Source organism: Pseudomonas sp. Pse79 (assembly GCF_024519615.1).
Classification (GTDB): Bacteria; Pseudomonadota; Gammaproteobacteria; order Pseudomonadales; family Pseudomonadaceae; genus Aquipseudomonas; species Aquipseudomonas veronii.
In genome coordinates this window covers 484,928-498,487 of record NZ_JALJRR010000001.1, presented here as the reverse complement: position 1 = coordinate 498,487, position 13,560 = coordinate 484,928, and the positions used below count along the sequence as shown (strand labels likewise).

The window sequence follows — 13,560 nt, the reverse complement described above, 5'->3', positions numbered from 1 at the left end:
GCTACATTGAAGCGATTTACAACCGAACGCGTCGTCACAGTCACTTGGGCGGCGTCAGCCCTGAGGCCTTCGAAAGTGCCTCACTTTGAGGCTGGAAAATGTCTACGGGGGCGGGGTCAGTCCAAAAATCGCATCACCGCCTACAGGCATTGGCTGTGGTGGTTATGCAATAGAATGGATATAGCCCGGCCTACTCGCGCAGACTGGACGGCGTGAAGGTTGCCAACACATGGCTTACCTCGCCCTACACTGTGCGCAGAACGGGGTGAATGAGCACGAGCTCGAACAATCTTGCGCCTCAGTATATAAGATGTGAAATCAGCCTGGGAGGGGAGCCTAGCCACATGGAGAAGTACACGTTTATTGATCGGTATTTTCACAGCCAGCGCGAACTGTTGGACATCAGGCATTCTGAAGCGCGGGACATCAACACGCTATTTACCTACCTGAATAACCTCCACTCTACGGCTGATAAGCTGCTTGAGCTATTCAACTGCAGCATCAAAACTGCTCCAGAATTCAAAATGCTCCGGATTGTCAGAAACTATTTTCACCACGTCGGCGACGTCGACGAAATTCGTCTCCATGTCAAGGTCGAGGAAAATGTTCTTGTTAGCCATTCGCAACACCTTCTAATACCACTAGAAGTGCTCGCAAAAAGCGTGAAATCATTTATCGATAACACGATACCTGACGAAAAAAACAAAAATTACAAAGCCAAGTTGCGATTCGTGCAGAGGGAAATGAGTGATATCGCTGAGATCTTCGACTACGCCGAAAATCTCATGAAAGACCTCGAAATGTTCTGCCAAAAGCCTAGGCTAAGGCTTGACGGAAGGATCTACGAACTCGGATTCGATCTGTACAAATTCGTTTTCAACATTACGAATACTATTGCGGACAAATGCCGAGAAATCCCAGAGCTTCGCGAAAAGAAGGTAATCCAGGAGCTCGACTGGTCTTATCGTGCTGAAAATAACATTGGCAAACACGACGTTTTTTGCAGCCCGTCCAATTTACCAATCACCACCACCGAAGGCTTCGTATACGCCAAGGACATTGATCTGGTTCGTTAACTTGTTTGCTGTGAACTGCCTGCTTCACAGCTTGAGGAATCAAACAGACAATGTACACAGACTTGAGTTCATGAAGAGCCTCTCATCCGTCTGTTTCTTTGAGGCAGAACAGACCTACCTGATCTCTAGGGAGCGTGACTGTACTGATCGGAGCCCAGCTACGAGGTGGCTCGGACAGGTTGATGATCTGAAGATGATGGCGACTGGCCATGATAGCGATGTACGATCCACGTTTTGTCACAGACATGGATAGCTGCTCATGGAGCTTCTGGTGTTAATCGCAGGCATAACAGTCTGTGTGTTTCTGGTGCAAAGCATTAAAGCAAAGAGACTAATTAGTCAGCTGAGAATAGAGCTGGCGGCAAGGCATAATGATCTGAAAGGTACCGAAGGGGGGTAGCTTCGCTTAGGTCAGGGCAGTACGCTGCCTTCCCTGTTTTTGACGCCTTGCTGACCAACAGAACTTTATGAGCAGCTTGGGATTTAGACGCCGGATTGAGCCAGTATAGAATGACGGAATCGAACAACCTGAGCTCCACGCTAAAGGGGCAGAACAAGAAAACTGGTGGTGGCGCTGCGTTCGGAGGAGGTGCCAACTTCCAGGCTTCGCTGACTGCTATCGTCGGAGCTCATATTCTGCGCGGTACGCCTCTTGGTTGGCTTGATGGTGTCTGCGATGACCGCCCTGTCGCTGTCTGGGCCGAGAGTGAAGGCCCGGGTGATGATTTACGTATCGAACTGGCGGATGATACTGCAATCGAGGTACAGGCAAAAAAAGGCTTATCTCGCAGCGATAACCTGTGGACTCCGTTACTGGCTCTTGCCAAAGCGATTCATACAAAGCAGATAGCTTATGGGATCTTGGCCGTCGCATCGGATGCAAGTACCACCATCAGGGAAGACCTTGCTGACGACATTGAGCGATTAGGACAAGGTCGAATTGATCAGTTATCGGATATAGCCCAAGAGTTCGCCAGGCGCTTGAAAGCTGCGGGCGTGCCGCCTGAGTCTGGGTGTCACTCACTCAGAATCCGGGTCATCGATACGCTCATCGCAAAAAACGGGGATATCAACGCTGCAAAAAGTGTACTCCGTGATGTCTGCGTGTACGAAGCAGACGCCTCCGCAGCCTGGGACACACTCTGCCACAGCGCTTTGCGTTTGATCGAAAACCGCGGCCGCTGGGCGTTGCGCGACTTGGTGCGACTATTGCGGAGTAGGGCCATCAAACTTCGTGATGACAGCAGTCCTGCGGGCCTCCTTGATCGTTTTTCCCAGTGGGTATGCGACACACACAACGACTTCGCGATCACGGGAGTTGCTCAAAGAATCCCGATTGACCATTTGCTGCCTATGCAGTTGGAGCACCGTCCTTTCCAGCAGGTCGAAGCGGTCGATCTGCCATCAGCCTTGGAGCGCTATCAAAGGATTCCGTACCGGCACTCCATAACTAAGGTGTTCGACTCCGTCTGGACGGCGCGTTTCAAAACGCGTGCCGTGGTGATAGCAGGCCCAGGATTAGGCAAGTCGACCATGCTCAGAGAGCTGGCGCATCAGTATGCGTTAGACGGCTTCATGGTATTAACTGCACAGTTAAGCTGGATAGCGGCGGGAATCAGGCGTGGGCAGACTTTCCCCAGCCTCCTTATGGAAAATTCTTTCAGTGAGTCGAATGTTTCGCTAGAAGATGTAAAAAACATCAGGCAATTCGATTGCGTTGTACTGCTAGATGCGCTTGATGAGTGCGGGCAAGCCCATGAGGAGGTGGCTGATCACATTCGGCGATTCGCGCACGGGCATCCAAAGTTTAGAATTATAGTGACCACTAGGCCAATAGGTTATACCACAAATCAATTAGAAGATTGGGTTCACTATACGCTGCTGCCTCCTACAATAGCAGAGGGAGATGAGAATCTCGAAAAGCTCTTACGCGCGATCGCTATTGCCGAGGACTCGCCTCCCGGTTGTCCCGACATTAGAGCCGGTTTTAAGCATGCATATAGTCCGAGCGAAGCGTTCGCGATAAGTCCGCAATTGCTAGGGATGTCTGCGGCATTGATACATCGTAAACGCGCATTACCACGGACGCGTGTGAAACTGTACTCCGAGCTCATCAATCTATTTGAAAAAGAATCGGAAAAACGGATGTCGGAGCAATTTGACGTCAATAGAACGGTTCTGGAGATCATAAGCTGGATTCTGCTTGATGATCCTTTGATCATTTTTAATGATCTATTGAAAAAAGTGGCAAAAGAGCTGTCGCGATTGATGGAAGGTTCGGTGCTTTCCTTGATGTCAGATGTTCGGACAGCTGTGAAGCATTGGACAGATATCGGACTGATTGAAAGGGTCTGTCATGGTGATACTGAGATTTTGGTGTTCATCCACAAAACGTTCTGTGAGTTCATGGCGTCGCGCTACCTTCTAGATCAGCCGGAAGAATCGCTTGAAAGAGCGATGGATGAGAAGCGTATGCATGAGGCCGTCGAGTTCGGTGTTGGTATGGGGCTGGCGGACAGCTTGATATCCTTGCATCTCAAACGCCATGTAAAGGGTATTACACAGCAGCTTCAAACAGCCCTCGGATTGCTTGCTAAACCGGAGATTAAAGTATCCGCATCGAAAGTCCTGGAACTTGTGCAGCGTTCATTTAAAGCCGTTGATGATGGTGAGAATGACAAGTTCATCATTGGTTTGGCGCTCTGCAACGTCGGGCCAGAAGCCTCTCTTCACGTAAGCAATGAAGCTCGGCATCGCCTCGAGTCACAAGATCCGGCTATAAGGCTTGTGGCTTGGGCTGCGTATGCCCAAGACGGCACCAGAGGTCTAGATGTCGCTGCAGCGCTCCGAGATTTGGAGCCGACGGTTCCACCAACTGATCTAAGGAATTTTTTTGTAGACAAGCAAGATCGGAGTGATCTTGATCTACTACGTCGTCTTGCGCTGGGCGCGTTAAAAGCACAGCCAAATCACTGCGCTAGGGATTTTGCCGAAAATGAAATTCAAGGTAAATTCTACAGTAACGCTTCGCTTTTGATCAGCGCGAATGCGAATTTGCGCTCACGAGAACTCGAACCATTGCAAGTTAGCTGGGATTCTCCTGTCCCTGCTCCGTCCGGGGTTTCATTTAGACCTATTGGCCCCACTCATGATGAGGCAAATTTGATTGCCGCGTATACGATAGCTAAAGTGTTCGCCGCTGAGGTCAGGAGTGACATTTCGCCTAGAAAAGAAAAGGCTTTCCCTCAGTTCTCAGCTTTTTTGAACGGGTCAGGATACATGCGTACGCCCGCGTCTGATGTATTTAGCTGGATTAAGGAAGCCGATGGGTTTGGCATAGAGTATGTACTGAAGCACGTCGCATCCTACCTTCCGCTTGACCTAGACGAACTCGCTCAAGAGTCGTCAGAACTACTAGCGCTTTTTGCCGCAGGGAATAAATCAATATTCCATATTCTGCCAAATGTTGACATTTCGCCTTTGGATTGGGAACAAAATATTTCTGCCCAGTTTCATCAAGATGAGATAAAGCAAGCCATTTTCCACCCTTCAGATTGGGTAGCTCAGCTAGCTGCATGTATATGTTGTAAATTCCCTATTGCGCATGAAGAGCTTGAGTCGTTAATGACTCAGGCAAGCGGGCGTTCGCTCTGGTTTTTGATTGAGCTTGTTAGGCATCACCACCCTGAATTACTCGTAAATATGGCGTGGCGAAGATTTGTGCGCGATGCGACTGGTGATGTCAGCAGTATATTAGAGCTATTTAGCTCGCTCGAGGTTTCTCCTGTGCCCCAACTCATGGAAATGGCCTTTGAGTGCCTTTGTTCAATGAATGAGAAGACTGCCAATTCAGCTGTTGAGCTGCTCAATCAATGGCTGGATCAAGGGGTGCAGTTGGATAAGGCCAGGGTCGAAAGGGCTGTTGAACATTGGGGAGGTCGTGAGGATCATCAGACAATATTGTCATTCCAAACGCCGCTTAATACCATGATTGGTTTGGCCGATAGGATTGCTGATTTATAGTTTGCAGTTGCTCAGCACAATAGATCTCAGCAGCCCTAAAGTCGGTAGATCAATTAAAAATTATATTTTCTCAATATCGAACGATTTTACGAAAGCCGATATGCAGACGGAATGGAGGTATCTGAACATGAATATTGGAGACTTGCTGAATTTTCGCAATGGTTAGAGGATGTACTTCGACAAGGCTAACTCACCCTAAAGGACAAAATACGCTCTTGTATTTTTTTTTGCGAACGGCTGAATGTTGTGATGATCGCGATGCAGGGGGCAGGCGTGCTTATCCCGTCGTCTTCCACGCTCGGCTCGCGTAGGATACTGCCGCTCAATCTAGATCGTGCAGGCCTGTTGCTCGAGCCCCTGGCGATTCAAGCTCGCTCTTTTTGTAACGACGGAACGTGAGGGAAGCTGATGCAGATCAACCGTAAGCTCAACCTGTACGAGATCGAGGGTCTGTACCATTCAATGGGCAGCGACCCAAACGTGAGGTTGCCCATCAGCATGAGCTATGGAGGAGGGCTAGGGGTGGATGCCTCCCTGGCACAGCTCATCATTAGTTGGGCCAGATCAACCGAACAGCCGGTATTGCATCTGTATGCTGGCGCAGGGGAAGCCGATGAGCACATCGCTCGTTTAGCCAAGACGATTGCTGGCTTCGCTGCGCTGATTATGTGCGGCGAGGTACATACTCTGAATCACGAGCTCATTGAGCGCCGCCAGGCCCTCATGGCAATCAGGCCGCTCGTTGAAGCCATGTTTGATGGCGACATTCGAAATACCGCCAGCAGAAAAGGCGCTCGCCCCACAGCGATCAACCTTTTTTGCATCAACAATGCTCAACGAGAGTACATCAAACCGTTTTACTTTGGCCCTCCGGATCCGCACCCTCGGCTACAGCCGAAATCCTGGTTTTCCTCACTCATCGAGTCCTCGTCTGCGCTGATGAACAAAGCCGACGACCGAGTGACATTGCTGCGTGCAGGGCTTCCAGCTCTGGGGAGCGTGCTCTGGGAGCTCATTTCCAACGCCGATCAGCATGCTGTCACCGACGTGAAGGGGCAGAAATACAAAAAAGCTCTTCGTGGAGCCTCAATTAAGTTCAACAAGCTGAACCGGGAAGATGTGCTGAGCTATTCCGACAACGAGCCGGAGCTTGCTAGGTTTCTTCTCAAGCACTTTCTAAAGCAGACAGACGTCCTGAGCTTTCTCGAGATCTCTGTGATCGACAGCGGTCCAGGACTAGCCCGGCGCTGGCTGACCGCGAAAGAAAAACGTCCACGCGAGAGTCTCGAAGCGCTCAGCCTACAGGAAGAACTCGAAGCGACGCTTGAGTGCTTTAAAAAACATGTCACTTCGAAGCCAGACGCGGAGACATCAGGGATGGGGCTCCACAACGCTGTGCAGGCCTTGAACAAACTCAAAGCATACGTCCGGCTGCGTACCGGGAGACTCTCTTTGCAGCAAGCATTCCAGGGAAGTGATCAGGTTATGGACTTCAACCCATCCGTCTGGCATGGCAAGCGCGAGCTGGCGGCAGCTGAAGGCACTGTATTCACCATCTGTATTCCGGTGGCGTGACATGTTCGACCTCATGGATTTCGAAGTTGAGCTTCGCCAGGGCTCTAAACCAGTAAACCTGGTCGTCTTTTTCGTTGGCCCAGACATTCTGACCGATACCCAGGCTGCTCATGCGCTGCAGAAGCAGCTCCCAGGCTATGTGATGCCTGATGTGGTTGTCTTTCTTATGCCAAAATACACGCTGGCTGAATTCAAGGCTCAGCAAGCTGATCCGCTTTCACCATTGATGGCCGAACTGAGTCGTAGAGCAGCAAAATCAGCGCAGACGTATGGTTGCGCTTTCTTCGATGAGCATGGCGTCATCACAGAGTTCGAGCATCTCTCCGGGACGGTAGGCCGAATTCCTAAACTGATCACATCGAAGTCGGCCTCAATCGTAAAAGCGGGCTTGGCCGAGCTCGTGAAACGTTCGAATGTTCTCAAGAAAGCGCCGGCGGGCTTTTTCTATTCGAAGCCGTCTTCGCGCGCATCGAACTACTTCATCCGTGCAGAAGATCTCCTATCAGAGACGCTCCATACCCACTACCTAGCCTTGGCTTGCCTACCTTTGATCAAAAAAGCTGAGCAGGATGGGCTGGGCGTACCCGACACAATCTATCTAGATACCATCGCCCTGCTGCCGCTGGCTCTCTCGTTGCAGCTCTACCTGTCCCGGTTCAACAGGCCCACCTTTGCCCACATTCGTTCCTTCCACTCGCATGAAGGTCTCATTCAGGACGGGCCGTTGGCGAATGGTGTGCGTGCTCTATGTTTGATCTCTGCATCCACAAGGTGTGGGCTCGCTCAGCAGTGGAGCGGGGTGCACCGGGCGCATCAATGCCGAGTTACCACACTCCTTTCATTCGAAGGAGCTTCATCGTGCTGCACGATCTTGCACACTTTGAAGCAGCCCGCAGACTTCGAAATGCTGGCAGAGGGAGAGTCGGATGGGATCCGGCTAATCCGGATTCATGGCGAGCGCTTCGTCGCCGATCACAGTGAAGCAAAATTCCTAAACATCGGCACCGACCACGCTCCAGACGAGCTCCAAACGATGTTTTATTCATTCATCGGAAAAGATCTCTTTAGCTGCTACGCAAATGACCGCCCAGGTACTCGCTATCGCTCTGTTTACGTCGATAAAGAGAGGCTCGTGGCCACGGAAAAGTTCGTAGAGTGGTTCGACCAGGTACTGCTAGAAGAGGCTGTCGCGTCGACCACTAGGGTCATTTACGAAAACGATAATGCGAGCAAAGGCCTGGCTGATGTAGCCGTGCAATTTTTGACCCGATATGGTCTAAAAACTTCATCCACAGTCAGCTTCGATGATTTCGATGCGAGTGATGAATTCAATGGTTCAGTAATCGTCATCGCAGCGGCTGCCGAACGAGGTTCAAGGCTTCAAAGCGTTAGCAGACGCCTTAGGACTGCCCAGCAATCGGGTACTCGGCTGTACATCGTCGGCGCTCTCTTCGGGCGGAGTCATCAAATGATGAGCGAGCTTGTATCCAATCTGACTCAGCCGTCCAAAGGTCACAGTAGGTATGTTGTAAAGGAATACATGCGGATTCCTGCGGCAGAGAGGGCTTGCACCACACACTGGGAAAAAGAACAGCTTTTGTTGGACTCGCTATGCTCTGTTAGTAGCAAGTTTTCGCCTGCAATCGCGCAGCGCATGAGCGCCTTCGACAATGCGTCGTCGTTCGGCCTAAGCAACGATCCCTTCTGGCGAAGTTCGCAAACGAAGGCGCCGATGAAGATCAGCAGGGGGTTCGCATTCGTCGACACGGGGGGCGATGTCAGAGATGCGTCATCTACCGATATCTTCCTGACGATTCTGTGGATTTTGCAGAACGCTCGGTACAGCAGTAAGGTTCAGAATGCTAAGCGTCTCGAGTCAGGTGAGCTTCAGCAGGTACTTCTCTCGCCAGAGCTATTCTCACGATTCGACGATGGTGTCATTCAGGCTGCATTCCTTCGTGCTGCGTTGCCTACGGAGCTTGACTATCGGGCTCACGAGGCATACAGCCTGTCGATGTCGGACATCATTCTCCGCGTCGCTGCGGGATATGGATACGAGCGGGGTGAGGCTGCTATGGAGTTCGTCATGGCGTTGGCAATCAGTAAAATCAGGCTACACAAAGAGGTCGATGCAGACCTGCGTAAGAATCTGATCATCACGCTGACTCCTCACGTCGAAGACATCAATCTCCTGTTGGATCCTAGTGCGGGCCCAGTCCTTTAAATGTTGTGAACAGCCGTTACCTCTTTGAGCGGATTGCAGGAACTGGACGGGCGAGCACTTTAGGGAAAGCAGCTTCTGTGTCAACAAATGCCGAGGACTCCTCGGCAGTTCACGTCAGCTCATTCCCCTATTGCTCTATCACTTGTGGTCAATGCCATGCTGTATTGACTTTGTCGCCCTAGGTCACCTCATGGGCCGCAGCGTGGGCCTCACTAGTGAGCCGGGCTATCTCCCTATGGATGTAACACGGAGCCACACGCATGAACACTAGTTGGGCCTCCAGGACGACAAGTTTACTTGGGCTACGAGCCTCTTCTTGCGCACTGATGAGCTGTTTTTGTATGAGTGCCCAATGCGTAGGCGTGAAGTCATGAGACCGCAGAGGCGCGAAACTACGGAGTGCCAAATCGACCCAGTCTTTCGGACAATGAGGGTGCCGGAACATCGGCTCCATCAGGTGTTTGATCAGCTCCAGAAAAATGCCGAAAGCACAGCGACCGGTGGCGTACATCTGACAGATGAATCCGATCACCGTAAACGTTGCAGAGTGGAATTCCACACGCGGATTGGCGAGGTAAGTTCGTAGGCCATTGATGCCTGCGTTGGCGAAAATTAGACCCTGATCCATCATCGCGATCAGGTCGGCGATGTTGACCGTGACGAAGGTGCGGTGGGCGATAATCATTTTGATGAGCGCGCGCGAATACTCGACAGGCTTCAACGTTCCGCTTTCCGCCATTGCCTTGAGCAACATCTGGGGCGAGGCCGAGGTTATCTCCAAGGCTAAGGCGAATTGGCGCAGGCGACCATCCAGTGATAACAGATCAGCTTCGTACTCAAGGCACAGCATCAAGGATGCATGCGCCTCTACGTCAAGGATATCCCTGAGACGCTGAAGCAATGGTGTAGGTTGGCGCGGCCCATATGCCGGGACGATGGTGCAGTAGTTGGAGATGGCCAGGTCGATGCTACGGAGGAATGTCTGATTGAGCGCATGCGAAGTTTCAGTTTCTTCGTGAAAGCCGAGCTGACCTTCGTGCGAAAACATCGTGCCGCTCTTTCGGAATGGCCCCAACGACTCAAGCTTCATATCAAGCGCCTGCCGCGTGGCAGTGCTGACATATACCTTGGGCAGATGCTCAAGCACATCCAGAAGCTCCAGGATCGCAAGCTCCGTCAGCATCGGCAGGTCGACAACCCAGATAGAGCCATCCAGGGGGCAGGGGAGCACGTCATGCGATAGCCCGTCGACGGATACATCCAACCACGGGCCATCCAGAGGCCAGCCCCGAACCAGATCGATGACATCACGCCCCAAGCGCTTGGCAGTCAAACCTAGTGGTATCGGTTGTTCCTCGTACTGAGCAAAGGCTTTTTCAACCTGAGCTTGGTGTTGAACCATCTGCTCGTGGAAGAAAGACAGATCCATCTCGCCATTGGCATCCTGCGGGATAGTCATCGAGACGAGGGTTTTACTAGGGACGACAGATTCCGAGACGAGCTTGTGCGAAAGCTCAAGCAGTCGGCGATGGAGAGTGAAGATTTGCGTCACCTCCAATGTCTGCACCCCCATCAGATTGGGAACGGACACCGTTTCGCCTACTCGCAACCCAATCAGTTGCCTAGCAAAATCAGAGTCTGGCGCAATTAATTCCGCGTAACCTGACGGATGAGCAGCACCCTCGAAATCGAGGCTGATGTGGCGCCGACCACCATGTGCGTCTGCAAGCTCAACGGACGTGCCAGGCGCGACGAACTCTGGCGCCTGATGAACCTTCGCCATATCGTCAGGCAACAGCAACATTACCTGCACGTGAGTAGCGGCAGCTTCAACATCACCTTGTGCGTTGCGCATCGCAAAGGCGATTCGGTTCAACCCGCGTTCGGCTAGGCCATGGCGCATCTCAATGCTGGCCAGCAGCAATAGATCCTTGGTTGCACCTTCTAGGTGGCAAGGCACTTCGGACACAACGACGTCTATATCCAGGACTCGCTCACAGGCGCTGACGCGAATCCTCATCAGCCACGCGCCAACGTCTTTAGGGGCATCTGCCACATTTAGCTCGATGATCTCGCGCATCCGAGTCCAGTCGCCCACGCTGTTGTAAAGGAAAAGCGCTTGCTCTCGTGCCTCAGGGGAGCTGCGCCACGTTGCGGGCATCGACTCCAGCAGATCACGCGCCTGAGCCAGGCGCCCCGTCAGAATGTAGCTATGGAGCAGATCAACATGTAGCGGAGTAAACGCATCTACAGGTAGCAGTTTTTCGAGCAAACCTATTGCGTCATCATAACGGCGAGCGTAGATCATCACGCGTGCGCCCATCGAAAGCTCTTGGGGCTCGGAGGAAACAGGAGCTAGCTCGGCGACTCTATCCTCGATCCGATTTCGCATGACCTCGTCGCTTTGATACGCACGGGAGGCAAAATACAAGTCTACGACGGACTGGCTCTGCGGAGTGACGCTTGCCTCTTCCAGCTCATGGCAGACGGTGGCCACATCGTCAGCTTGTAGCAACAGATCCCAGTGCAAGTGCCGAAGCATGCTGCTCACGTGACGAGTGGTTTCGGAATCCGTACGCCGGGCAAGTTCGTCACGTGCAATCTGCAAAAGATCCGGCCGAGACTGGGCCAGACAGGCGTGCCCGAACCGGAGTAACGACTCTTCGGGTAACGCGGAGACTTTATCCTGGAAGCGATCGGTGATTTCCTTCCAACGATTAAGGTCGCACAAGGCCTCGATCTCGACTCGGGTCATCACCTGAGTGGCCAAAACGCCCTTCATCCTGGCTTGCTGCAACAGTTCCAATGCAGCCTCAGGACGTTGAAGAAGAGCCATTCCATAAACCAGATGAGCGATCACCTCGCTCAACGTTTTTGGGCTCTGCGCAGCCCAAAGAGTGCTGTCGCGATCGTCAAAGCGCGAGACCGCGTCCTCCAAGAGCGTAGCGTGGTCAGGCAGCAGCGTCCTACAGTTGACTCGAACCGAATCGAGGGTCACCAGCCGCAGCACGTAACGCAGGTAGGTTTCAAGGATGAAGAATGAGCTGTCCGGTTTATCCAAAGCGACACGGATGGCGTGTACCGCGCCTTCGTCGTCATCTGCACCAGCCAGGGAGCACGCTACCAGTTGCCAGGCGCTCGCCAAGTCCGTGAAAGCGTCCGGGATGTCGTCTTCGCGGATCCGCTCGCCGGCGAGCAACCGCGCATTGGTAGTTGCAACCCAGACGACAAATGACTCGGGAAAGCGCTTTAACAATACCAGTCCCGTCTCCACCGCTGCCTCTGTTTGACCTCTGAGCATTCGGGCCCGCACCGCGGCCGCGGCAATACGATCGTCGGAATCATACAGGCCTACTGCGACGTCAAAATCATTCGCAGCGCGCTCGTCATCGCCCATGTGCCACACCGAGAGGCCGCGAAGTAGATACCAGCGGGCCTCCTGGTGATCGTCAAAGTCTCCCAAGTCGTCTTCCAAAAGCTGCAGTTGATTCAAGCAGTCCTGATATCGGTGCTCACGTTGCCATTGCGTGATCCGATCAAGCTGACGAGAGATGAGCGAGTCTGCCGAGGCGGTTTGGGCTGCAGGGAGTGCCTCGACCATCAGAGCGCCTTGGGATTCGGCACCTGGGGAGAAAAGGGGCTGAAGCAGCTCAGCAAGCGGTATCAGGTGGCTGTGAGCCTCAGCGCTCAGCGGGAGGCCACCGGTCTGATGGGCAGACATCTTGAGGTTGCTAAGCTTGGCGTTTTGAAGCGCGTGGATACCTTCCCAGACCGCGCGAGCCGCCTGAAACTCCTTGGCCAACAGGCCCATGTGGCGCTCAGCCGTGTCATCGGAGATTTGCCCGGCAGTGCTGTTGAGCTCCGTACAGATGCTTTGAAGCGAGGCCCACACGTCGCTACTCGATCGCCCGCTGATCCGATGGCTGATCAGTTGCTTTTGAGTGTCGACCTCTATGGTGCGGTCGGAATCGAGGTCATGGGACATGAACTTCAGGTGCAGCACGAACTGGTAGAGATCCTCAGGCTCCACCGGCGATCCCTGCTGAAGCTCCACAGCCTTCTTGATCGCGGCATACGCCGTACGATTGCTTTTGTTGCTGAAGCCTTCCTCACTAACACGCGCAACCCAATCTTCCGCAGCGCGAGAGGCCATAGCGGAACGCACAACCTCGACTGCACCCTGCATCTGAGAGTTGCTGGAGACGTTATAGACGATGAGGCATTCATCAAGGTTGCGCTGGAATCCAGGCTTACTGAAATCTTCCCAGGCAAGGCCAACGGACTCGTTGAAGATCTTGTTCGTGGTCGCCCTGAGCGACCGCTTCATCTGCAAACGCTGCATCGCTTTTTGCCCAGCGGCAGGGCACCAGAGGTAGATGATCAGGTCGTCGGTATCGTGGCCAAATACCCGCCCCTGGAACAGAAGTTGGGTGATGACAAAGCCGTCACGCGCTCCGGGGCACTGCAAACCCAAACACATGGCGAGCAGGCGAACGGCCTGGACACGTCGTTCGAACGCACCGCCTCGATCACCGGTCGATACGGGGCTGGCAACATGCTTGCGGCGACCTTTAGCCTCCGCCTTTTCTTTGTTCGCAACGTCCCTTGCGGGCTTTTTCCTTGGAGCCTTTGCCATACCTGCTTCGCAATTCTTGAGTACTC

5 protein-coding genes and 1 pseudogene are annotated in these 13,560 nt (G+C 52.9%); 5 read left to right on the top strand and 1 reads right to left on the bottom strand.

Annotated features, from left to right (window positions below):
- Positions 1-2: 2 nt before the first annotated feature.
- The 5 genes and pseudogenes from NR164_RS30430 to NR164_RS02175 form a co-directional block, all read left to right on the top strand.
- Positions 3-89: pseudogene (locus tag NR164_RS30430) on the top strand (IS3 family transposase); the annotation flags it as partial.
- Between the two features lie 255 nt (positions 90-344).
- Positions 345-1,076, top strand: a complete 732-nt coding sequence (locus tag NR164_RS02190) for a hypothetical protein (RefSeq protein ID WP_256822212.1) — start codon at positions 345-347, stop codon at positions 1,074-1,076.
- A 510-nt stretch (positions 1,077-1,586) separates the two neighbouring features.
- Positions 1,587-5,099 (top strand): NACHT domain-containing NTPase, encoded by a 3,513-nt coding sequence (locus NR164_RS02185; protein ID WP_256822211.1) that lies wholly within the window; start codon positions 1,587-1,589, stop codon positions 5,097-5,099.
- A gap of 408 nt (positions 5,100-5,507) precedes the next feature.
- A complete protein-coding gene (locus NR164_RS02180; RefSeq protein WP_256822210.1) occupies positions 5,508-6,674 on the top strand; it encodes an ATP-binding protein in 1,167 nt (388 codons plus the stop codon).
- A 1-nt stretch (position 6,675) separates the two neighbouring features.
- Positions 6,676-8,898, top strand: a complete 2,223-nt coding sequence (locus tag NR164_RS02175) for a hypothetical protein (RefSeq protein ID WP_256822209.1) — start codon at positions 6,676-6,678, stop codon at positions 8,896-8,898.
- A 178-nt stretch (positions 8,899-9,076) separates the two neighbouring features.
- Here the strand turns inward: NR164_RS02175 and NR164_RS02170 are convergent, their stop codons facing one another.
- Complete coding sequence (locus tag NR164_RS02170) at positions 9,077-13,534, bottom strand: GreA/GreB family elongation factor (protein ID WP_256822208.1); 4,458 nt, start codon at positions 13,532-13,534, stop codon at positions 9,077-9,079.
- Between the last annotated feature and the right edge of the window lie 26 nt (positions 13,535-13,560).